Annotated in this window: 19 protein-coding genes; 1 reads left to right on the forward strand and 18 read right to left on the reverse strand. The window is 72.3% G+C overall.

Features of this window, described 5'->3' with window-relative positions; translation table 11 throughout:
* Positions 1 to 92: 92 nt before the first annotated feature.
* From ACIP4O_RS07105 to ACIP4O_RS07180, 16 genes are all read right to left on the reverse strand, one after another.
* On the reverse strand, positions 93 to 1,217 hold the full coding sequence (locus ACIP4O_RS07105; RefSeq protein ID WP_401572518.1) for a sugar-binding protein: 1,125 nt from the start codon (positions 1,215 to 1,217) through the stop codon (positions 93 to 95).
* A gap of 65 nt (positions 1,218 to 1,282) precedes the next feature.
* Positions 1,283 to 2,791: a hypothetical protein gene (locus ACIP4O_RS07110; RefSeq protein WP_401572520.1), complete on the reverse strand. Its 1,509-nt coding sequence runs from the start codon at positions 2,789 to 2,791 to the stop codon at positions 1,283 to 1,285.
* A 332-nt stretch (positions 2,792 to 3,123) separates the two neighbouring features.
* Positions 3,124 to 4,182, reverse strand: a complete 1,059-nt coding sequence (locus tag ACIP4O_RS07115) for an N-acetylglucosamine kinase (protein WP_401572523.1) — start codon at positions 4,180 to 4,182, stop codon at positions 3,124 to 3,126.
* Positions 4,173 to 5,459 carry a 6-phospho-beta-glucosidase gene (locus ACIP4O_RS07120; protein ID WP_401572526.1) on the reverse strand — a complete coding sequence of 429 codons (1,287 nt, stop codon included), beginning with the start codon at positions 5,457 to 5,459 and terminating at the stop codon, positions 4,173 to 4,175. Before ACIP4O_RS07120 ends, ACIP4O_RS07115 begins: the two co-directional genes overlap by 10 nt.
* 30 nt (positions 5,460 to 5,489) lie before the next feature.
* Positions 5,490 to 6,395 carry a carbohydrate ABC transporter permease gene (locus ACIP4O_RS07125; RefSeq protein WP_401572529.1) on the reverse strand — a complete coding sequence of 302 codons (906 nt, stop codon included), beginning with the start codon at positions 6,393 to 6,395 and terminating at the stop codon, positions 5,490 to 5,492.
* A 3-nt stretch (positions 6,396 to 6,398) separates the two neighbouring features.
* A complete protein-coding gene (locus ACIP4O_RS07130) occupies positions 6,399 to 7,448 on the reverse strand; it encodes a carbohydrate ABC transporter permease (protein ID WP_401572532.1) in 1,050 nt (349 codons plus the stop codon).
* 11 nt (positions 7,449 to 7,459) lie between these two features.
* Positions 7,460 to 8,779 (reverse strand): extracellular solute-binding protein, encoded by a 1,320-nt coding sequence (locus tag ACIP4O_RS07135; RefSeq protein ID WP_401573871.1) that lies wholly within the window; start codon positions 8,777 to 8,779, stop codon positions 7,460 to 7,462.
* A gap of 397 nt (positions 8,780 to 9,176) precedes the next feature.
* Entirely contained in the window at positions 9,177 to 10,361 is a 1,185-nt protein-coding gene (locus tag ACIP4O_RS07140) for an ROK family protein (RefSeq protein ID WP_401572534.1), read from the reverse strand.
* A 171-nt stretch (positions 10,362 to 10,532) separates the two neighbouring features.
* Positions 10,533 to 11,555, reverse strand: a complete 1,023-nt coding sequence (locus ACIP4O_RS07145) for a beta-ketoacyl-ACP synthase III (protein WP_401573873.1) — start codon at positions 11,553 to 11,555, stop codon at positions 10,533 to 10,535.
* 408 nt (positions 11,556 to 11,963) lie between these two features.
* Positions 11,964 to 13,178, reverse strand: coding sequence for a beta-ketoacyl-[acyl-carrier-protein] synthase family protein (locus ACIP4O_RS07150; protein ID WP_401572537.1), 1,215 nt, complete (start codon positions 13,176 to 13,178; stop codon positions 11,964 to 11,966).
* A complete protein-coding gene (locus tag ACIP4O_RS07155) occupies positions 13,175 to 13,429 on the reverse strand; it encodes a phosphopantetheine-binding protein (protein WP_361322827.1) in 255 nt (84 codons plus the stop codon). The genes ACIP4O_RS07150 and ACIP4O_RS07155 overlap by 4 nt, the downstream gene beginning before the upstream one ends.
* Positions 13,430 to 13,474: 45 nt before the next feature.
* Entirely contained in the window at positions 13,475 to 14,518 is a 1,044-nt protein-coding gene (locus ACIP4O_RS07160) for a TauD/TfdA family dioxygenase (RefSeq protein WP_401572541.1), read from the reverse strand.
* Complete coding sequence (locus ACIP4O_RS07165) at positions 14,515 to 15,597, reverse strand: ThiF family adenylyltransferase (protein WP_361322821.1); 1,083 nt, start codon at positions 15,595 to 15,597, stop codon at positions 14,515 to 14,517. Before ACIP4O_RS07165 ends, ACIP4O_RS07160 begins: the two co-directional genes overlap by 4 nt.
* Positions 15,594 to 16,556 carry a hypothetical protein gene (locus ACIP4O_RS07170; protein WP_401572545.1) on the reverse strand — a complete coding sequence of 321 codons (963 nt, stop codon included), beginning with the start codon at positions 16,554 to 16,556 and terminating at the stop codon, positions 15,594 to 15,596. Before ACIP4O_RS07170 ends, ACIP4O_RS07165 begins: the two co-directional genes overlap by 4 nt.
* Positions 16,553 to 17,764: an acyl-CoA dehydrogenase family protein gene (locus tag ACIP4O_RS07175; RefSeq protein WP_401572548.1), complete on the reverse strand. Its 1,212-nt coding sequence runs from the start codon at positions 17,762 to 17,764 to the stop codon at positions 16,553 to 16,555. The genes ACIP4O_RS07170 and ACIP4O_RS07175 overlap by 4 nt, the downstream gene beginning before the upstream one ends.
* A gap of 504 nt (positions 17,765 to 18,268) precedes the next feature.
* Positions 18,269 to 18,589, reverse strand: a complete 321-nt coding sequence (locus ACIP4O_RS07180) for a hypothetical protein (RefSeq protein ID WP_361322812.1) — start codon at positions 18,587 to 18,589, stop codon at positions 18,269 to 18,271.
* A gap of 128 nt (positions 18,590 to 18,717) precedes the next feature.
* Between ACIP4O_RS07180 and ACIP4O_RS07185 the strand changes: the two genes are divergently transcribed.
* The gene (locus tag ACIP4O_RS07185; RefSeq protein WP_401572551.1) at positions 18,718 to 19,104 is read left to right on the forward strand and encodes a winged helix-turn-helix transcriptional regulator; all 387 of its coding nucleotides are present in this window, start codon (positions 18,718 to 18,720) and stop codon (positions 19,102 to 19,104) included.
* A gap of 161 nt (positions 19,105 to 19,265) precedes the next feature.
* On the opposite strand, the gene ACIP4O_RS07190 is transcribed toward ACIP4O_RS07185, so the two are convergent.
* Both ACIP4O_RS07190 and ACIP4O_RS07195 read right to left on the reverse strand, forming a co-directional pair.
* Positions 19,266 to 19,421 (reverse strand): hypothetical protein, encoded by a 156-nt coding sequence (locus ACIP4O_RS07190; RefSeq protein ID WP_401572558.1) that lies wholly within the window; start codon positions 19,419 to 19,421, stop codon positions 19,266 to 19,268.
* A gap of 97 nt (positions 19,422 to 19,518) precedes the next feature.
* A complete protein-coding gene (locus ACIP4O_RS07195; protein ID WP_401572561.1) occupies positions 19,519 to 20,946 on the reverse strand; it encodes an amidase in 1,428 nt (475 codons plus the stop codon).
* Positions 20,947 to 20,953: the final 7 nt, after the last annotated feature.

A 20,953-nucleotide genomic window follows, 5' to 3' on the forward strand; every position in this document is an offset into this window, starting at 1 on the left:
GGCCCCCGCCCGGTCGACGCGCCCGACACAGCGATCACACCCGCACCCTGCCCCTCAGAGCCCCCCGTCCATGCGCCGGAGTCGCGCCGCCCTCACCAGGCGATCTTCTCGTCGGCGCTCGGCGGGCTCACCGAGGCGTTCCCGAGGTCGGCCGCGAGCCACTTCTCGTACGACTTCCGCCAGCCCCGCGGGCCGGTGTCCTTGCGGTAATCGGCAAGGACGTGGTCGACGCGGCCGACGAGATCCGGGGCACTGTCCCGCATGGCGATGCCGTAGAACTCCGGCCGCGGGAGGTGCGCCGCGTCGCCCTCGTTCCCGTCGGCGATCTTCACCCCCGGGTCCTGCGCGAGTTGCGAGGCCGCGAGGGCGCTGTCGGTGACGACCCCGTTGACGACGCCGAGTTGCAGTTCGACGAGGCAGTCGAGCTGGCTGGGCACCTTCGTGACGGGCTTGAGCGCGTAGTACTCGCTCTGCGCGGCGAGGAAGGACTCGGCCGTCGAGCCCTTCGCGACGCACAGCTTGCTGCCCCTGAGCGTGGGCCCGAAGCCCTTGATGAGGGAGTCCTGGGGAACGACGAGGGACTGACGGGTCTCGAAGTACGGGGTGGAGAAGGCGATGCCGTTGTCGATGTGGCCACAGGTGATGGACATCGTCCGGATGACCATGTCCACGCTCGCCCCGGCGTCCCGCTCGGCGGCGGGCCTGCCCTTGTCCTTCTCGTCCCTGCCCAGCGCGGGGCCCCGGTCGGCGGTCGATATCGTCTTGAAGCGCACTTTGTTCGCGTCGCCCAGGATCTCCTTCGCGACGCGTCGCGCGAGGTCGATGTCGAAGCCCTCGGGTTCGCTGCCGTAGGTCCCCCGGTACGCCCAGTGGTAGCTGTTCTGGTCGACGCCGACGACGAGTTCGCCCCGCTCTTTGATCCCGGCGATGGTCGCACCGTCCTCGGCGGGCGGACGGTTCTCGTACTTCTCGGCGCAGGGCTTCTCGTCGTCCGCCGCTGCCGCTGCCGCCGTCAGGGCGTGCCCCGCGCTCGCGCCGCCCGAGGCCCCGGCGCTGTCGGGGGCTGTCACGCGGTCAGGGGCGCCGGTGGCCCGTGCGGTGCCGCCCACTCGGCCGGGCAGGCAGAACAGGGCCAGCGAGGCCAGCGCGCACAGGACGGCCATGGCGGCGACGCCGCCCCAGCCGCGGAGCCGTCCTCCTCGACTCGTCCACGTCATGGTCTCTCCCCTCACCGGGTGGATGCTGCTGCTGGGTCGGTCCGGTCCCGGACGGCGCCGGGCCTTCACCGGTACTCCGAGAGCCTGCGTCCGACGCCCATCAGGGCGCCGAAGGCGCCGAGAACGGCGAGGGCGCCGCCGCCGATCGCGAGACCGGAGAAGGCGTCGACACCGCTCCTCGCGGCCTCGATGAAATCGGCCCGCTCGGCCGCGATGGCCTTGCCGAGTGCGTCGTCCACCTTCTGGAACGCGGCGTCCGTGGAGGTGTTGTTCTCCTTCGCCCTCGGGTCCTCGCCGCCGACGACGAGACGCGCGGCCTCGGCGTACTCGCTCGCATCGGCCTTGTCCCGGACGTTCGTGTGTCTGGCACTCCACTGCTTCAGTTCGGCCACCGCCCCGTCGAGCGCTTCGCGTCCGGTGTCGCTGACGATCAGCTTCTCCGCGCGGAGCAGCAACTCGCCCCGGCCGTCGCCGTCGGTCCCCGCCAGCTGCCCGAACCGCTGCTGGAAGTGCGCCTCGTAGAGGTCGTCGCCGTTCTTGTCGAGGACCGCGCCCCGGTTGACCATGGACAGGTTCTCGTTCGCGCGGGCCTGGAGGGCGGCGATCCGCGCGTCCGTCAGGGCGGTGACGGAGGCGACCCCGCTCTTCCGCGAATCGCGCAGGTCGGCACGGGCGACGCCGTGCCCGGCCACGATCCACGCGAGCAGCGCGAGCGCCGCGGTGGCCGCGGCGACGAGGCCGCGGTTCAGAATGCGGTGGGTGCGCCGGTAGTCGCGGTACTGCGCGCCGCCGAGCGCGGCGAGGACCAGGACGCCGAGGACGATCGCGATCCAGGGATAAGGGGTCGCGGCGGCGTAGTCCGAGGCGAGCTGCTCGCTCTCCGCCTCGCGCAGCCTCGTGGCCTGTACGAGCGTGGTGTCCTGCATGACACCGCTCGCCTGCCGCAGCCAGGCTCCGCCGAGGGGCACACCGGAGCGGTTGTAGACGCGCGCGGTGTCGATCTGGGCGGTGTAGAGGGGGAGTTGCCTGTTGATCCGCTCGACGGCGTGGGTGGAACCCGCGGTCTTGTCGGCAGCCGCTCCCGCGAGGTTCTCCGATACCGCCGCGACGCTGTTCGTGTACCTCTCGCGGGCATCCGTCCGCGCCTCGCCGGTCGAGAGGAACTCGGTCGTGGCGGCGGTGTCGGCGGCGGCGAGTTCTCCGTAGATCAGGGCGGAGGTGTTCACCTGGGGTTCGCTGACGTGCAGGACGTCATGAGCCGCCGCCGCCCGCCCCGAGACCTGCCAGGCGCTCGCCGCGCCGAACGCGAGGAGCAGCAGCGCGAGACCGGCGCCGATGAGCCGCAGCCGTCCCGGTTCCGTTCCGGCACCGTGGCGCAGCCGGTCGAGGCCCTCGGCGAGCGCCGTCCTGCGGGGTGGGGCAGGGGTGGTGGCGGGCGGGGTCGCGGGGACCACGGGCGCCGACGCGACCGGGCCGCCCTGGGGCGGTACGGGGGCGTACCCCTCCGCCTCGACGGCGCCCACCGCGCCCGCGCGCCCCGGCGGTGCCGCGCCGCCCGTTCGCCGTTGTGCCACGTCGACCTCCCCCGTCGGTCCTGTCGGTTGCCGGGCGCCAGTATGTCCCCCGGCGGCCCCGGGAGACACGGCCTTCCCCCGGATCGTGTGCCGCGCGCCCCGGCGTTCACGGGCGAACCCGTGGAAAACGACCGGCGCACGCGCCCCCGCGCTCCGGGGTCGTCGCGCCCCCGTTTCGTGGCGCCGCTCCGTACAGGCGTGCGCGCCACTCGCTCTCAGATACGAACGGAGTCGCGTGCCCGGTTCCCCGCTGTTCCCGGTTCACCCGAACAAGTGAACGGCCGCCCCGCGTCAGCGGGACGGCCGTGTCAGGAGGGGGAGTTGGGGGGCGATCAGGCCCCGGCGGCGGTCGGCGAAGCGAGCGGCGTTGACGCCGCCCCCGGCCCCTGCGCGTAGTGCGCGCGCACCGTGCGGTGCGCGTCCGTCGGCGCGGCGAGGTGGTCGAGACCGAGGAGGGCGGCGCCGAGCACGGGACGCTCCTTGACCACGCGCGCCACCGCGCGCGGCGCCCGCGCGGCGAGCAACTCCTCGACGCGCCCGTTGAGCTGCGGGTGGCGCGCGGCGAGTATGCCGCCGCCGAGCAGGACGGGGACCTCCTCGTCGAGCAGCCCGAGCTTGCCGAGCGAGACGGTCGCCATGACGACGACCTCCTCGGCCATGCGCTCCACGATCGCCGAGGCGACCGCGTCCCCGGCGGCGGCCGTCGAGAAGAGCACCGGGTTCAGCTCGTGGCGGCGCCCGTAGGCGAGCCGTCCGCGGTGGAACGCCTCGATGAGCGCGTACATCGAGTCGAGCCCGAAGTACGCGGGCAGCTCCCGCGCGAGCGCCGTCGGCTCGCCCCGCCCGTCCTCGGCGCGCGCGGCGAACCACAGCGCCTCCTCGGCGAGCCCCCCGCCGCCGCCCCAGTCCCCGGAGATCTTGCCGATCGCGGGGAACCGGGCGGTGCGCCCGTCGGGGTGCATCCCGGCGCAGTTGACGCCCGCACCGCACACCACGGCGACACCGCGCGGGTCGGCGTCCTCCAGGAGCCCGGCCCGCAGGACCGCGAAGGTGTCGTTGTACACGCTCGTGCTCGCGCTCCAGCCGCGCGCCTCGATCGCGGCGGCCAACTCGGCCTCCTCGACGGGGAGGTCCGCGTTGGCCAGGCACGCCGAGGTGTGCCGCGCCCCGCCGACGAGGGGCAGCCCGGCGTCGGCGAGGGCGCGCTCCACGATCTCGTGGAGGATGTCGATCGCCGGCTCCACACCGATCACGGGCGGCTGGAACCCGCCGCCGCGCGCGGCCCCGAGGACGCTCCCGTCCTCGGCGACCACGGCGACGTCGGTCTTGCTGTTGCCCGCGTCGATCGCCAGGACGGCGGCCTGACCCGCGCCGGTCGTGCTCAGGCCCACGCCAGGTGCTCCCTGTTGTGCGCGATCAGCTCGTCCGTGAGCTTGTCCGCGTACTCGATCTGGCCGACCAGCGGGTGCGCGAGGAGGGCCTTGAAGACGGCGTCGCGGCTGCCGTGCAGCGCCGCTTCGAGCGCCAGGTTCTCGTACGCGGTCGTGTGCGCGATGAGCCCGGCGTACTGCGGGTCCAGCGAGGGCACGGGCAACGGGGTCGCGCCCGTCGCGTCGATGCCCGCCTGCACCTCGATGACGGCGTCGTCGGGGAGGAAGGGGAGCGTGCCCTTGTTGAAGGTGTTGACGACCTGGTACGGCGAACCGCCCGTCGCCATGCCGTCCGCCGAGCGGCCCAGCAGGCCGGCGGCGAGGTCGACGGCGGCCTCGGAGTAGAAGGCCCCGCCGCGCTTGGCGAGCAGCTCCGGCTTCTCGTCGAGCTTCGGGTCCCCGTACATCTCCAGGAGCCGCTTCTCCATCGCGGCGACCTCGGAGGCCCGCGTCGGCTTGGTGCGCTGCTCCCGCACGACGGCGTCGTGCTGGTAGTAGTACCGCAGGTAGTACGAGGGGACGACGCCGAGCCGCGTGACGACCTCGCGCGGCATGTGCAGGTCCGCGGCGATGGCGTCGAGGTGCTCGGTGAGCAGCCTCGGCAGCACGTTCTCGCCCTCGGGACCGCCGAGACGGGCGCCCAGCTCCCACGTGAGGTGGTTGAGACCGACGTGGTCGAGGTGGACCTCGGCGGGTGCCACATCGAGGAACTTGGCGAACTTGCGCTGGAAACCGATCGCCACGTTGCACAGGCCGACCGCCTTGTGCCCGGCGGTGAGCAGAGCGCGCGTGACGATACCGACCGGGTTGGTGAAGTCGATGATCCACGCGTTCGGGTTGGTGCGGCGCACGCGCTCGGCGATGTCGAGCACGATCGGCACCGTGCGCAGCGCCTTGGCGAGACCGCCGGCCCCGGTGGTCTCCTGGCCGACGCAGCCGCACTCCAGGGGCCACGTCTCGTCCTGGTCGCGGGCCGCCTGGCCGCCGACGCGGAGCTGGAGGAGCACCGCGTCCGCGCCCTCGACACCCGCGTCGAGGTCCGAGGTGGTGACGATCCTGCCCGGGTGGCCCTGCTTGGCGAAGATGCGCCGGGCGAGGCCGCCGACGAGTTCGAGCCGGTCGGCCGCGGGGTCGACCAGGACGAGTTCCTCGATGGGCAGGGTGTCGCGCAGGCGGGCGAAGCCGTCGATGAGTTCGGGGGTATAGGTCGATCCGCCGCCGACCACGGTGAGCTTCATTGGTTCTCAGCCCTTTGCTCGGGGTGGGCGTCAGCCCTTGACCCCGGTGAGAGTGACGCCTTCGACGAAGGCTTTCTGTGCGAAGAAGAAGACGATGACGACGGGCGCCATGACCAGCAGTGTGGCTGCCATCGTCATGTTCCAGTTCACGGCGTGAGCGCTCTTGAACGATTCGAGTCCGTAACTGAGCGTCCAGGCGCCGGGGTTCTGTGCCGCGTAGATCTGCGGGCCGAAGTAGTCGTTCCAGCAGTAGAAGAACTGGAAGAGCGCCACGGCGGCGATCCCGGGCTTGGCCATCGGGACGATGACCTTGAGGAGGGTCCTGAACTCGCCGCAGCCGTCGACCCGCGCCGACTCGATGTACTCCTTCGGGATCGTCAGCAGGAACTGGCGGAGCAGGAAGATCGAGTACGCGTCCCCAAAGGCCATCGGGATGATGAGCGGCCACAGCGAGCCGGAGAGGTGGAACTGCTGCGCCCACACGAGGTACATCGGGATCACGATGACCTGCGGGGGCAGCATCATCGTCGAGATCACCATGATCATCGCCGTCTTGCGGCCCCGGAAGCGGAACTTCGCGAGGGCGTACGCGACGGGCACGGAGGAGCAGACGGTGAAGAGGGTGCCGACGACCGCGTAGATGATCGAGTTCTTCCACCAGGTCAGGAAGCCGTCGGTGTGGAACACCTTCGCGTAGTTGTCCCAGTGCCAGGAGCTGGGCCACAGGTCGCCGCTCATCGCCTGGCCGTCGCTCATCACCGAGGTCAGGAAGACGAAGACGAACGGCAGGATGAACAGAAGCGCCACGGCGATCGCGACCGTGTGCACGGCGATGAAGTGGAGCGCCTTCTTGCGCTTGCCCGCACGCGGTGCGCGGGTCGTTCCGGTGTCCCCGGCGGCTGCCCGGACCGGCGCGTTCAAAGTGGTCGAGGTCATGGGTCAGTCCTCCGTCAGCAGGCCGGTGCTCTTGCGCATGAGCAGCAGGGTGACGGCCATGGCGATGGCGAAGAGCACGAGCGAGAGCACGCACGCCGCGCCGGTGTTGAAGTTCTGGAAGCCCATCGAGTAGACGAGCTGGGGGACCGTGATGGTCGAGTGGTCCGGGTAACCGGGCTGGATGACGGAGCCGGGACCGATGTTGACGCCGGAGGCGAGCTTTCCGGCCACCAGTGCCTGCGTGTAGTACTGCATCGTCTGCACGACGCCCGTGACCACGGCGAACATCACGATCGGCGTGATCGACGGCCACGTCACGTAGCGGAACTTGCCGATCGCGCCCGCTCCGTCCAGCTCGGCCGCCTCGTACTGCTCCTTCGGCACGTCGAGCAGCGCCGCCATGAAGATGACCATCAGGTCGCCGATGCCCCACAGCGAGAGCATCACGAGCGAGGGCTTCGACCAGTGCGGGTCGTTGAACCAGGTCGGCGCGTCGATGCCGAGGTGGCCGAGCAGCTCGTTGACCGGGCCCGTGGACGGGTTGAGCAGGAAGACGAAGGCGACCGTGGCCGCGACGGGCGGGGCGAGGTACGGCAGGTAGAAGATCGTCCGGAAGATGCCGACCCCGGACTTGATCTTCGTGACGAGCAGCCCGATGCCGAGCCCGAAGACCACCCGCAGCGCCACCATGACCACGACGAGCCACAGCGTGTTCCACAGCGAGGGGCCGAAGAGCGGCATCTGCGTGAAGACGTACTTCCAGTTCTTCAGCCCCACGAACGTCGGAGACTTGATCTGGTTGTAGTGCATGAACGAGAAGTAGACGGTCGCGATCAGCGGATAAGCGAAGAAGACCGAGAACCCGATGAGCCACGGGGAGAGGAATCCGGCCGTACGCAGTCGCGCGCGGTTCTTCTTGCGGCGCAGGGGCGCGCTGTCGCGGGGCGAGCCCTTGCGCGGCGTGCCGCCCTCGGAGCCGCTCGCGCCGCCCGCGGGGCCGCCGCTCGTGCCGTCCTTGGTGCCGGCGCGTCCGGCCGGGAAGGAGAGTGCCATGGTTCGCTGCCTCAGTTCTCGGACTGGAGGTTGTCGGCGTCGATCTGGTGGTCCAGGTCCTCAAGCCCCTTCTTGAGGTCGTGGACCTTGCCCTCCTCGACCGAGTACGAGAAATCCTGGAGGGAGGTGATGTACTGCCCGCCGTTGTTGGAGGGCGGGATCGCCTGGCTGTCGGGGTTCTGGGCGATCTTGAGGAACTGCTGGAAGGCCGGGTCCGCGTCGAGCTTCGGCGACTTGAGCGCCGCGAAGGTCGAGGGCACGTTGTGGATCGCGTTGGCGAAGTCCACGACCTGCTCGGTGTCCGTGGTCAGGTACCTGACCAGCTCGAAGGCCGCGTTCTGGTGCTTGCTGCTGTGCGCCACGCCCGCGACGGTCCCGGTCAGGTAGCCGCGCCCGTAGGTGTCGGCCTGGTCGTCCGGTACGGGGAGCGGGGCGACGCCCCAGTCGAACTTCGCCTTCGCCTCGTCCAGCATGAGACCGCGCCACTCGCCGTCGAGGTGCATCGCGAGCTTCTGCGTGAGGAAACCGTTCTGCGCGGACATCTCGTCGCCGAAGGAACCGCGCAGGTGCTCCAGCTTCCCGTAGCCGCCCTGCGCGTCCGAGATCTCGTCCATCGCCTTGAAGAACGCGTACGTCTTCGGCTCCTCGGCGAGCTGGGCCTTGCCCTTCGCGTTGAAGTACTCCGGGCCCCACTGCGCGAACATCCGGTCAGGACTGTTCTGGTACAGGCGGAAGTTGGGCATGAAACCGGCACGCTTGAGCGTCCCGTTGGAGTTCTTCTCGGTGAGCTTGGCGGCGTCCGCCTTCATCTCCGAGATCGTGTGCGGGGGCCGGGAGATCCCGGCGGCCTTGAAGAGGTCCTTGTTGTAGTACATCCCGTAGGCGTCGGCGAGCAGCGGCAGGGCGCACTGCGTGCCCTCGTACTGCGTGTAGTCGAGCAGCGTCTTCGGGAAGATCTTGTTCTTGTCGATGCCGTTCTTCTTCATGAACGGATCGAGATCGGCCCACATGCCCGAAGAGCAGTACTGCCCCACGTTGTTGGTCGTGAAGGAGGTCACGACGTCGGGGGCCTTCGAACCACCGGCGCGCAGTGCCTGGTTGATCGTTTCGTCACTGACGTTGCCGGTCGCCTGCACGTGGATGTTCGGGTGCAGCTTCTCGAAGCGGGCGATCGAGTCGTTGATCGCCTTGACCTCGCCGGGCGCCGACCAGCCGTGCCAGAACTTGATCGTGACGGGCTTGGTCGGATCGTCGTCCGCGCTCCCCGTGCTCGGGTTCGCGCAGCCGGTCAGGACGAGCGCGGCGCTCGCGAGCCCGGCGAGCGGGATCACGGCACGGCGCCGGGTCCTCGCGGCGGTCGTACGGGGGCGGGGGCCTGCGGAGGCCGTCCGTGCGGCCTTCGGCCGGGGGACGGGTATGCGCCAACGCGGCATGGCTGGCTTCCTTCGTGGGACGGGGATACGGGGGAGAGGCGGGGGGTCCGTCCGACCGGCCCGGTGGGAGTGGGGGCGGGGCGGGTCTCGCGGGTGCTGCGGGGGTGCTGCCGGTCGTGCCGGCCGTACGCGTACGGGTCGTGCGGGTGCGGACTGGTGGCCGGGGCCCGTCCGGGCTGGACGGGGAGTCTCCTCGGGCGGGCCCCGGCGGTCGGTGAGCGGGCGGGGGAGGCGCTTTCGGTGAACAGTTGTCCACCGGGAGTTCGACGCTCTCGTCCCGCTCGGTGAACAGTTGTCAACTGGTGTCGAAGACGGCGTCGCGGGCCTGTTCCAGCGCGATGTGCAGCGCGCCCACGAGGATCGGGTCGCCCTCCAGCTCGCTGATCCGCAGCAGCGGCCTCGGCAGCGCGAGCCCGGTCAGCTCCGCCTCGACGCGCGTGCGCAGCTCCTCGCCCCCGGCCTCGGCGACCTGCCCCGACAGCACGACGAGTTCGGGATCGACGACGGCGACGACCGCCGCCATCCCGGTGGCGAGCCGCCGCGCGGTCTCGTCGAGCACGGCGGGGGCGGCGAGCGCCTCGGTGAGCGGCGCGCCGCCCGCGAGGGCCCGTACCGCCGCGACGGACACGAGGCTCTGAAGGCCGCCGCCCCCGTCGTCCCCCGCCGTCGCGTCCTCGCCGCCGCGCGCGAGCGGGGCGCCGGGCAATGGCATGTAGCCGATCTCGCCCGCGCCGCCCGTCGCGCCGCGCAGGAGTGTGCCGCCGAGCACGATCGCGGCACCCACGCCGCGGTCGACCCAGGCGAGCACGAAGTCGTCGTGGTCCTGTGCCGCGCCCTGGTACTGCTCGGCGAGCGCCGCGAGGTTGACGTCGTTCTCGATCCGTACGGGCGTGCCGATCTCCTCGGCCAGCTCGGCGAGGAGCGTACGGGAGTGCCAGCCGGGCAGGTGCGGGGCGTAGCGCAGTTCGCCCGTGGCCGGGTCGAGCGCGCCGGGCGTGCCGATCACGGTGTGGTGCAGGCGGTCGGCGTGCAGCCCCGCCTCGGCGAGAGCGGCCTCGACGGCTTCGCGGACGAGCTGCGCGGTCCGGTTGCGTACGTCCTCGGCGACGGCTTCGGCCTCGACGCGCCCGCGCCCGACGACGCGGCCCGTTATGTCGGCGACGACTGCGCTGATCCCGGTGTGCCCGACGCTCAGCGCGGCGACGTGCGCGGCGCTCGGCTCGACCTCGTACAACAGCGCCTTCGGGCCAGGCCGTCCGCTCTCGCTCCCGCTGCTGCGGACGAGTCCGGCGGTTTCGAGCCGCGCGAGGAGCTGCGAGGTCGTGGGCTTCGAGAGCCCGGTCAGCTCCCCTATCCGCGTCCGGGTGAGCGGCCCGTGCAGGACGAGCAGGTCGAGAGCGGCGCGGTCGTTCATCGCGCGCAGGACGGCGGGAGTGCCGGGCGTCGCGGCCGGGGTGCCGGGGGTGGTGCTGGAAGCCATCGCCTGCGACCCGCCCTTCGGGGGTTCCTGACCTTCCCAACGGCATTGTTAGGAAGGTTTCCTATCGGTGGCAGGAACCTAAAGGACACCAGGGACGGGAGTCAATAGCGGGTGACGCGCGCGACGGAGGAGGGGACGGGGCGGCGCACGCTCCGCGCCCCGCCCTCGGCCCTACGACAGGGGCTCCACCTCCTGGTGCACCGGCCGGGCCCCGGACCAGAGCAGAGCGGTGGAGCCCCACGTCAGTCCGCCGCCGAACGCGGTCAGCACGAGCCGGTCGCCGCGCGCGAGCCGTCCCTGCCCCGCCGCCGAGGCGAGCGCGAGCGGGATGGAGGCGGCCGCCGTGTTGCCGACCTCCGCGATGTTCGCGATCACTCGCTCGTCGGGCAACTCCAGCCGTTTCGCCACGGACTGGAGGATGCGCAGGTTCGCCTGGTGGCCGACGAAGCCGTCGATCTCCCCGGGCCGCCACCCCGCCGCCTCGGCCACACGCCGGGCGGAGGCGGTCATGGTGGGCACGGCCCGCACGTACACCTCGCGCCCCCGCATCCGCAGAAACCGTTCGCCGGGCGGCACGGTGATCAGGTCCCGGCCCTCGCCGTCGCTGCCGAGATCGTGGTGGAGCACCGCGCCGGGAGCCGAGCGCTCGCCCCGCTCCAGAAGGACGGCACCCGCCCCGTCGCCGAAGATGATGGCCGTGGAGCGGTCGTCGGGGTCGACGATGGCCGAGTACAGCTCCGCGCCGATCACGAGCACGCTGCCGCACAGCCCCGCGACGATCATCGAGGAGGCGACGGAGAGCGCGTAGACGAAGCCGGAGCACACGGCGGACACGTCGAAGGCGGCGGCGCCGGTCAGCCCGAGCGCGGTGGCGACGCTCGGCGCCGTGGCGGGACAGGAGCGGTCGGGGGTGGTCGTGGCGACGATCACTGTCTCGCACGAGGACCGCCCGGCGGAGGCGAGTGCCGCCCGCCCGGCGGCGGTGGCGAGCGCGGCGGTGGTCGTGCCGGGGGCGGCGACGCGCCGGCGCGCGATGCCGGTGCGTTCGATGATCCAGTCGTGCGAGGTGTCGAGCCGCTGCGCCAGCTCGTCATTGGTCACGACGCGGGGCGGGAGGCTGGTACCCAGTCCGCTCAGCACGGCGGCCCGTGCGGACGCGGACGTGCGGGGTGCCGGTGGTCCGGGGGTGGGCAGGGGGTCAGAACTCACGGGGGTCCTCGCTGGTCGGCGGCGGAGTCGGATCGGGGGTTGCGGACGGGCGGCGCGGCCGCGGCGCGGACCTGCGGCGGTGCTCGCCGCCGTAGATCAGGCCGAGGATCTCCGGCAGGGTGATGAAGGCGAAGTCCGTGCTCGTGGACGGCTCCGCGGCGGGACGCCCGGGGACGGCGCGGCCTCCCGCCCCCGGACGCCCCCGAGCCGCGGGGCGCTTGCCCGCCTCCCGCCGTACGGCCGGTGGCGCAGGCTGCGCGGATTCCCGCCGTACGGCCGGCGGCGGGGGCTGCGCGGCCCCGCCCTCGCGGCCGGTGGCCGGGGGCGGGGCCGGGAGCCGGGCCCGGCCGGCGGGATCGCGGTGTGCGTCCCGCCCGCGCGGCCGGGGCGGCGTCATGCGCCCAGGACGAGGGCGCAGTTGGCGCCGCCGAAGCCGAGAGAGGTGCTGAGCGCGACCGAGTGCCGCTGCCGCCGCGCCTCGCCCACGACGAGATCGATCGCGGGCAACTCCCCGTCCACGGACGACGTGTGGGCCGTCGGCGGGACGAGCCCGGTGCGCAGCGCTCGGAGCGCGAGCACCGCCTCGATCGCCCCGGCGGCCCCCAGCGTGTGACCGAGCACCCCCTTGTTGGCGGTCACGGACGGCCGGTGCGGGAACAGCCGGTCGATCAGCCGGCCCTCGATCCGGTCGTTGAACGGCGTGGACGTGCCGTGCGCGTTGACGTGTTCCACGTCGCCCGTACCGAGCCCGGCGTCCGCCAGAGCCGCCCGGACGGCTGCCTCGGCCCCCGAACCGTCCGGATGCGGTTGTACGGGGTGGTGGGCGTCGGTCGTGGCCGCGTAGCCGAGCACCCGGCCCACGACGGGAGCTTCCCGGTCCCGCGCCGAGTCCTCCCGTTCCATGACCAGGGCGGCGGCCCCCTCGGAGAGGACGAAGCCGGACCTGTCGGAGGCGAAGGGGCGGGAGGCGTCGGCGGCGAAGCTGTCCGACAGGGCTCCCATGGCGGCGAACCCGGCGGCGACCACCGGTACGACACCCGCGTCGGTTCCGCAGACCACGACGGTGTCGCAGGTCCCGGCACGCAGCAGATCGCGCGCGACGCCGATCGCGACCGCTCCCGAGGCGCAGGCGGCGACCACGGTGTGGCTGGGCCCGGTGACGTGGTGGCGGATGGCGAGCGTGCCCGCCGCCATGTTGATGAGGGACCGGGGATGCAGGTAGGGGGACACGGTGTCGGCGCCGCGCTCGGTCAGCCGGGTCTGGGCGTCACTCGTCGTCGAGATCCCGCCGAGGCCGCAGCCCACCACGATGCCCACCCGGTGCCCCTCCCAGCTCCGGCTGTCGTGGCCGGAGGCGGCGACCGCCTCGTCCACGGCCACCAGGGCGTAGCGGATGAAGGGGTCGAGGTGCGCGGTGCCGCGACCGGGGAGGAGCTCCCGGCCGAAGGCCGGTACGGACAGGCAGTGGCGGCCCGGCATATCCGCGGGGCGGACGGAGCCGGCGAGCGTCCTGCCGTCGAGCACCGCCCGCCAGGTGGCGTCGGTGCCGGTACCGGCAGGGGTGACCATGCCGGTACCGGTGACGACGATCGGGGGATGGGCGCTCATGCGGCGGGCTCGCCCCGCAGAGCGGTCTCCACGAGTTCGGCGACGCCTTCGAGGGTGAGCGAGCCCATGCTGGACTCCTCGGCCGAGAGGTCGACGCCCGTCTCCTCCTTGATGCGTACGACCAGCTCGGCGAAGGCGAGGGAGTCGAGGTCGAGTTCCGCGAGCGCGGTGCCGGGCGCGACGCGCTCGGGCTCGACCTCCAGGTCGTCGACGATGATCCGGGACAGGGTGGTGCGCAGGTCGTCACTCATGACGGTCCTTTCGTGGGTCGGGGGGCGGGGGTGCGGGTCCCCGGATCAGAGCGTCGCGGTGGCCGGGGCGAGGCGGCGCAGGTGGGCGGTGTCCACCGGGCGGTGGCTGCGCCCCCAGGAGAACTGGTCGTCGAGCGGGCGCAGGTCGGAGACGGCGAAGGACCGGCGCAACCAGCGGTCGGTCCCGTCGTACCGGGGCTCGAAGCCCGTGCGGCCGTGCACCGCGCGGCGGTTGTCGACCACGATCAGGTCGCCGGACCGCAGGACGATGCCCTTGAGGGTGCGCCGCATGGCCGCCTCCAGCCGGTCCAGCGCCTCCTGCGCGCGGGGCGTGAGGGCGATGGTCCCGTGGAAGTCGACGCGCAACTCGGGGGACGCGCAGGGGCCGGTGAGGACCGGCATCGGGTCGGTCAGTACCTCGACCGACGGGTCGGACACGAAGGACGTGCTGAACCGGGTCCTGAACTCCGCCTCGCGCAGCACCCGGACGGTCTCGGCGTCCAGGAGCGGGAGCACGTCGCGGATGCCCGCGGTGACCGTGGCCGCCCGGCCGTCCTCGTCCCCGCGCAGGCAGATCAGGCTGAGGAAGTGCGGCGGGTGCGGGTGGAAGCCGTCCTCGGTGTGCAGTTCCAGCAGGACGGAGCCGCTGTTCTCCTGCCGCTCGGCGGCCCCTCGCTTCGGGCACACGTCCTGCACCAGGCGGCCCGACTTCTCGTCGCTGTAGGAAAGGGAGCGCCCCAGCACCGACATCACCATGAGCTGGCTCAGGGTGGCCACCGGGACCTCGGTCCAGGAGGGCTCCTTCTCCACGACGTCCGGTGTGGGCGGAAGCGGACCGACCGGCAGGCCGGTCAGGAGCAGGGCCCCGGCGTCGTTGCCCCGGTCCCGGAACGCGATCAGCTCCTTGCGCAGGGCGGAGGGCAGGGCCGCGGCCGCGATCTCGACGGCGTGCAGCAGGTCGGTGTCGTGCAGCGAATGGTCGGCGTACTTTCGGGCGAGCCGTACGGCGGCCTCCTCGATCCGCCCGGACGCCTCGGGGACGAGCCGGTGGGCCGTCGCCCGTATGTCCGTGCAGCGGAACTCGGTCATGCTGTCCTCTCCTTTTCGAGCGGGATCGTGTCCCGCCGTCCCAGACGGCGGGCGATGCGGTAGACCGGAGCGGGCGCGAAGCCGTTCCACGCCTGTCCGGCGGGCAGATGGGCCAGGAACCGGGCCCGCTCCACCTGGCGGTTCACCGCGTCGGCGAGGCGGCGGCCCCTGGTTCTGGTGATGCGGTGGACGTCGACCGCGACGGTGCGGGGCAACGGGCGGCCGGAGACCAGCACGTTGACCATGTGCACGGCCAGTGAGCCGAACTGCGTCGCCGCTTCCGTGAGTTGCGGCACGCTGTAGTCGGGCCTGCTCAGCCCGTCCCGCAGTTCGCGGTACATCTCGGCGGGTATGTGGCCCCGGGGAGCGATACGGAACACGACCTCCCAGGTGCTCAGTCGTTCCTCGTCACCCGGGTCGAGCTGGCCGTCGAAGACGCGGCGGACCACGCGGTAGTCGATGACCTGGGCCGCGAGCATGCCGGCCATGTCCCAGCCGGTGATCAGGGGTTTGCGCTGGCGGCACGCCTCGCGGTGCAGCTGGACCTTGGCGGCCAGACCGGCCGGGGTGGTCACGTCGACCCCGTCGACGACGACGTCGGCCCCCTCGACCAGGGCCCTGGCGTTGGCCGGGGTCACTCCCTCGGGGACGACGACCGCGTCGACGTGCGGGTTGATGCCGCGCAGGTGCCGGGCGCCGACCTCGGCCTTGTTGCGGCCCAGGTCGTCGATCGTGGCGTTCTGCCGGTTGAGGTTGTTCAGCTCGTACGTGCCCACATCGGCCAGGACGAAGTGCCGGTAGCCCATGCGCCCCAGCGGCTGGACGGTCGCACCGCCGATGGAGCCGCAACCGGCCACGAGCAGCCTGGCCGCCCCGATCCGGGTCTGGAGGGGAGCGGGGACGAGGCCGCGGTTGCGCTGGGTGAGGCAGGCGTAGAAGGTCTCCGGGTCCAGGGCACGGGCCTGCTCCGGGTCGTCGATGTCGCCGGTGCCCGTCGAGGCGCCGGCGGCGGCCGGGCCGGGGGACTCGCTCACCGGGCGGCCGACCGTGGGCAGGGTGCTCCTGCGTGTCGTGCTCATGCGTGTGCCTCCAGGAAAGCGGTGAGCCGGGCCCTGACCGATCCGGTCTCCCCCGAGGTGAGGACCGAGGTGAGGAAGTCGAGGGTGGGCCGGAGCCTTCCGCCGTCGGTCAGGACGAAGGGGTAGGAACGCTCGCGTTGGTCCCACATCGGGGCGAAGAGCTCCCCGGGCGCGGGCGGCAGGGGGGCGAGGTCCAGGACGCGGGTGTCGAATCCGAGCAGGCCGAGCTGGTGGATGGCCCCGTTCTTCTTGCCGTCGCCGACGATCGCGCCGCCCGGCCGCTCCAGCACGCTCAGACACGCGTGCGCCCAGGCGAGGTAGACCCACCACGGAACGGAGGCGGCGGCCTGGGAGCGGGGCATGTCCCGGTCGCGGACGAGTCGTTTGCCCTCGCCGACCGCGTGCGAGGCGGTGCCCGCGCCGAGGTGCTCTTCGAGGCGGAAGCCGTAGTCGCGTTCGATGAAGAACGGCCGGTGGGCGGCGTCGCCCAGCCGGGTGCCCTCGGGCGCGGCGGACAGGGCGAGGGTGCCGTAGCCGCGCAGCCGCCCGCTGTCCCGTTCCAGGACGAGCGTGTGGAAGTCGCGGACGGCCCCCTCGCCGTACGGTTCGTGCCACAGCTCCCGCTCGGCGGCCACCGCCTCGTCGACCCAGCCCTGGCGCACGTACTGGCCCAGCCGGAAGGCGTGGACGCGGCGCAGGAACTCCGCGGGCAGCTGACCGCCGTTCAGGGTCAGGACGAGCAGGCCCTCGGGAGTGGTGGCGCGGTACAGGGGCGCGCCGGTGAGGGCCGCGTCGATGTCGGGCAGGCACAGGCCGGCGGTCTCCCGCAGCAGCGCTTCGCGGTAGGGGGTGGTGTCCCGCCCGGAGTCGCGCGCGGTCCTCGGGGCGAGGGCCGCGCCGTTGCCGGGTGTCGCGACCGGGGGGCGGGTTCCGGGCCGGGCGTCGGAGGTCGCGGTCACCGTGACTCCAGCCCGTGCACGAGTTCGTCGGTGATGACGAGGGCCAGCGCCTCCGGGGTCCCCTCGTAGATCCGGGGGCCGTAGGCGTCGCGCAGGACGCGGTCCATGCCGTCGCCGCGCTGGAAGGCCTGGGCGCCGACGAGGGACATCGCGGCGTCGGCGTTGTCGATCGCGGCGCGGTCGGCGACGAGCTTCGCGACGGCCGACTCGTAGGCCGGGGTCGGCAGTACGTTGTCCGCCTTGGTGGCGGCGTCGAGGTAGAGGGCGCGCGAGGCCGAGACGCGGCCCGCCATGTCGGCGAGCTTGCGGGCCGTCATCTGGTGCTCGTGCAGCAGCCGCCCGCCCTGGCGCCGCTCCTTGCACCAGGTGAGGGCGCGCTCCAGGCTGTGCCGGGCGATGCCGGTGGCCACGGCGGCGCAGGTGACACGGGTCAGGTTGCCGATGGTGACGTTGAGGTCCCAGCCGCCGCGCTCGTCCCCGATCACGTTCCCCTCGGGCACCCGGGCGTCGTTGAGGTTCAGCTCCCCGGCCGGGGCGGTGCGGTAGCCGACCTTGTCGTGGATCTCGCCACGCTCGACGCCCTCCTGCTCCAGTTCGGTGACGAAGCACGTCAGGCCCGTGGATCCGGGGGAGCCTTCGAGGTTGGCCATGATCGTGGCGTAGGTCGCGACGGGGGCGTTGGTGATGTAGCGCTTCGTGCCGGTGAGGAGGTACTCGGCACCGGAGCGGCGGGCGGTGGTCATCTCCTGGACGTACTGGCCGTTCTGCGGCAGCACGAGATCCGTGCCGTTGCGCTCCTCGGCGACCGCGTTGCAGGCGAGGACGGGCTCGGCGCCCAGGAACGGGGTGAGATAGCGCTCCTGGAGTCCGGGGTCCCCGCAGACCAGCAGCGGGGTCTGGAACAGGCCGGTGGCGCCGAAGACCAGGGCCATTCCCGGGTCGGCGGCCGCGAGTTCCTCCAGGGTGAGGGCGAGGGCGAGCTGGCCCAGGCCGAGCCCGCCGATCTCGCGGGGTATCGCCATGCGCAGGAGCCCGAGGGCGTGTCCCTGCCCGATGGTGGCCCAGTCGACCTGGCCCTTCTCGATGCTGTCGCGCTCTGCGGCGCCGGGGGCCACCACCTCGCGAGCGAACGCGGCCACCGTGCGCAGGGCCTCGCTCTCGTGGTCCTGGAGCAGGGGGTGGTCGGCGGGGGAGTGCGTGAGCGTCATGATTCTTCCTCGTCTGGCCGTGTGGTGGTGTGTGCGTGCACGGGTGCGGGGACCGGGCGTACGTGGCGACGGCGCGGCGCGGCGCCGCCGGTGGTACGGGTCGGTGTCCCCGGCGGGTGTGCGAAGGTTTCGGGCCCTGGCGGTGGGCGTGGCCGTACTCGCGGCCGACGGCGGCGAACGGACCTGTGCGGCGCTTCCGCGGTCGGCGGTGGCGCGGGGTGCTCCCGGGTCGGCGGTGACGCGGGGCGTTCCTGGCGGTCGGCTCCCGGGTCGGCGGTGACGCGGGGCGTTCCTGCGGTCGGCGGTGGTGCGGGATGCTCCCGGGTCGGCGGTGACGCGGGGCGTTCCTGCGGTCGTGCTCCCGGGTCGGCGGTGACGCGGGGCGTTCCTGCGGTCGGCGGTGGCGCGGGGTGCTCCCGGGTCGGCGGTGACGCGGGGCGTTCTTGCGGTCGGCGGTGGTGCGGGATGCTCCCGGGTCGGCGGTGACGCGGGGGGTTCCCGGGGTCAGCGGTCGAGATCGAAGGATGCCAGGGCGTGTCCGAAGGCGATGGTCTGCATGACCGGTCCGTGCGCCGTGAAGTGGCGTCCGGTCAGGGAGCGGAGGAAGCCGCGTTCGCCCCGGGCGATCGCCAGCAGGTCGGGCCAGGCGATGCGCAGGACGTGCGTGGGGGGAGCGTCGGTCTGCTCGCCCGCCGGGCCGACAACGATGTCGGCCGGGGGTTCCGAGAGGACGAAACGCACGGTCGCGCCCGCGCTTTTCCAGGCGTCGGAGGCTTGAGCCGCCTCGGTGAGAGCATTCTTCACTTCGAGCGATGAAGCCGTCATGCCAATCCCTTCGTGGTGCGTCTGCTGCCGGGATATCTCTACCTGATAACGGTGGCGCACTTCATCGTGATGAACTAACGTTCGAGGCAGTTGGTCACGTAAAGGTAACCAGCCATTACGGGGGAAAAGTGGACGAGCAGATATGCCCTGCCCGCTCGGTACTGAGCCGGATCGGTGAGCGCTGGACGATGTCCGTGTGCGGTCACATCGACCGGGGGGTGACGCGGTTCGGCGACCTCTCGGCGTCTCTACCAGGGATTTCGGCCAAGGTGCTGTCGGAGACGCTCACCCGCCTGGAGCGCGACGGGCTGATCGACCGCCAGGTCCTGGACGGTCGGCCGCCGGGTGTGAGCTACGAGCTGACCGCTCTGGGCAGGGGTTTGCTGGAGACGGTGCGGCCCGTGGTCCGCTGGGCCGCCGAGAATTCGCCTCGCATGGAGGAGGCCCGTCGCTCCTATGACGCCGGGGATTCACTTCGCGTCACCTCGCGAAGGGCGTCATTGCGCCAGGCATAACTTTTCAGTCATCCCTGTTCCTGATGAGGGAAATGAAAAGTAAAGGGGATTGTAAAGATTCGGGCAGGAGGGTTTATCGGCAATCGATTTTTTTCGGACGTGACAGGGGCCCGGCCGGAGCATCGCTCCGGCCGGGCCCCTGTCCAGCGGGTTCGGTCGTCCTACGGGCGCGCGGGAGGCAGCGCGCCCCTGGCGGGCTGGAGGACGTCGGCGGGGACGTCGCGCAGGACGGCGGCGAGTTGCCGGGCGACCTCGGCGGCCGCGGCGACCGCGCCCCTGTCCTCCTCGGTGAGCGAGGGATGCTGAGCGAGAGTCATGTCTTCTCCTGGCGACGGTGACCGGTTCGTTGCGGCCCCGCGGCCTGTGGCCGGGGGATCTTTGCCCAGGCGGCGGCCCGTGGTCGGGTGGCCGGATTCATGCGGCGGCGGCCGAGGGGTCCGGACGCCGCAGGTGGTGTTCCGTGACGCGCTGGAAGGCGGCGGCGACGGCGATGACGCGTTCTTCGGCCCAGTAGGGGCCGACGATCGACATCGACAGCGGCAGACCGTCCTCGGTGAACCCGATGGGGACGACCGCGACGGGGTGCCCGGTCACGCTCCACGCCGTGGTGTGCATGGAGCCGAGGTAGGTCGAGGGATCGAGCGGGTGCATGGCGTCGAGACGCGGGGCGCCGAGGTGACAGGTCGGGGTGATCAGCACGTCGACGTCCCGGAACAGCGCCTGCACCCCCCGCGACAGCGAGGTCCGCACCCGCTGGGCCCGCAGGTAGTCCCTGGCCGAGAAGGACTCCCCGGCGGAGAAGACCCAGCGGGCGCCCCGGCCGTAGTCGGCCCAGTCGCTCACCAGGGTGTCGTGGTGGATCTCGTGCGCCTCGGCCAGCATGATCACGTTCCCCGCCACGTTGAGCAGGGGGTAGCCGGGCACGGTGAGCGCGGAGCGCCGCGTGCCCAGCGTGTCGAGAGCCTTCAGCGCCCGCGCGAAGACGGCCGGCTGAGCCGGGTCGACACCCGCGTCGGCGTGCTCGGTCAGGGTGTCCACGCCGACGCGCAGCCCGGCCACCTCGGCCCCGAGCGCTGCGAGGTAGTCGCCGGGCGGCGCGTCGGCCGCGAAGGGATCGCCCTCCGGGTCCGGACCGGCCATGACCTGGAGCAGCCGGGCGCACAGATCGATCGAACCGGCGATCGGCCCGACCGTGTCGAGGGACGGGGCGAGCGGGTACGTGCCGGTGACCGGGACCAGGCCCCGGGTGGCCTTCAGGCCGGTCGTGCCGGTGTACGCGGCCGGGATGCGCAGGCTGCCCGTGGTGTCCGTGGCGATCGCCGCGTCGAAGCAGCCGGCCACGACGCCGTTGCCCGAGCCGGAGCTCGAACCTCCCGCCCAGCGCTCCGGCGACCACGGGTTGACGCTGAGGGGACCGGGACCGCTGCCGTCCTGGACGCCGAGGGCGTACTCCATCGTCGCGGTCTTGCCGACCACCACCGCACCCGCGTCCTTGAGCCGCCGGACGGCCGTGGCCTCGGGCTGTGCCCCGGGCCCGCTCGCCAGCGCGACGCGGCTCTGCGCGGTGGCCGGCGCGGAGGACTCGAAGATGATGTCCTTCACGCCGAGCGTGAGCCCGGTGAGCGGACCGACGCGGGGGTGTTCCCGGTGTGCCCGCAGCGCCTCGTCGTGCAGCGGCTGTACGAAGACGCCCAGCGCCTTGTCGGCCACGGCGCTCGCCGCACGGGAGCGCTCGACGGCTTCGGTGACCGCGTCCCGCGCGCCAGCCGGTGCGGCTCCGGCCGCCGTACCGCTCTCCGCCGGGGCCGCTCTCCCGGTGCCGTTCTCGGTTTCGGGGATCACTGGAGCA

The sequence above is a fragment of the Streptomyces sp. NPDC088923 genome (assembly GCF_044749745.1).
Lineage (GTDB): Bacteria > Actinomycetota > Actinomycetes > Streptomycetales > Streptomycetaceae > Streptomyces.

Bases quoted from the DNA above. Each gene is read 5' to 3' on its own strand.
- ACIP4O_RS07105 (WP_401572518.1), bottom strand. From the start codon at position 1,217: ATGACGTGGACGAGTCGAGGAGGACGGCTCCGCGGCTGGGGCGGCGTC.
- ACIP4O_RS07120 (WP_401572526.1), bottom strand. From the start codon at position 5,459: ATGAAGCTCACCGTGGTCGGCGGCGGATCGACCTATACCCCCGAACTC.
- ACIP4O_RS07125 (WP_401572529.1), bottom strand. From the start codon at position 6,395: ATGACCTCGACCACTTTGAACGCGCCGGTCCGGGCAGCCGCCGGGGAC.
- ACIP4O_RS07130 (WP_401572532.1), bottom strand. From the start codon at position 7,448: ATGGCACTCTCCTTCCCGGCCGGACGCGCCGGCACCAAGGACGGCACG.
- ACIP4O_RS07140 (WP_401572534.1), bottom strand. From the start codon at position 10,361: ATGGCTTCCAGCACCACCCCCGGCACCCCGGCCGCGACGCCCGGCACT.
- ACIP4O_RS07150 (WP_401572537.1), bottom strand. From the start codon at position 13,178: ATGAGCGCCCATCCCCCGATCGTCGTCACCGGTACCGGCATGGTCACC.
- ACIP4O_RS07155 (WP_361322827.1), bottom strand. From the start codon at position 13,429: ATGAGTGACGACCTGCGCACCACCCTGTCCCGGATCATCGTCGACGAC.
- ACIP4O_RS07160 (WP_401572541.1), bottom strand. From the start codon at position 14,518: ATGACCGAGTTCCGCTGCACGGACATACGGGCGACGGCCCACCGGCTC.
- ACIP4O_RS07165 (WP_361322821.1), bottom strand. From the start codon at position 15,597: ATGAGCACGACACGCAGGAGCACCCTGCCCACGGTCGGCCGCCCGGTG.
- ACIP4O_RS07175 (WP_401572548.1), bottom strand. From the start codon at position 17,764: ATGACGCTCACGCACTCCCCCGCCGACCACCCCCTGCTCCAGGACCAC.
- ACIP4O_RS07180 (WP_361322812.1), bottom strand. From the start codon at position 18,589: ATGACGGCTTCATCGCTCGAAGTGAAGAATGCTCTCACCGAGGCGGCT.
- ACIP4O_RS07190 (WP_401572558.1), bottom strand. From the start codon at position 19,421: ATGACTCTCGCTCAGCATCCCTCGCTCACCGAGGAGGACAGGGGCGCG.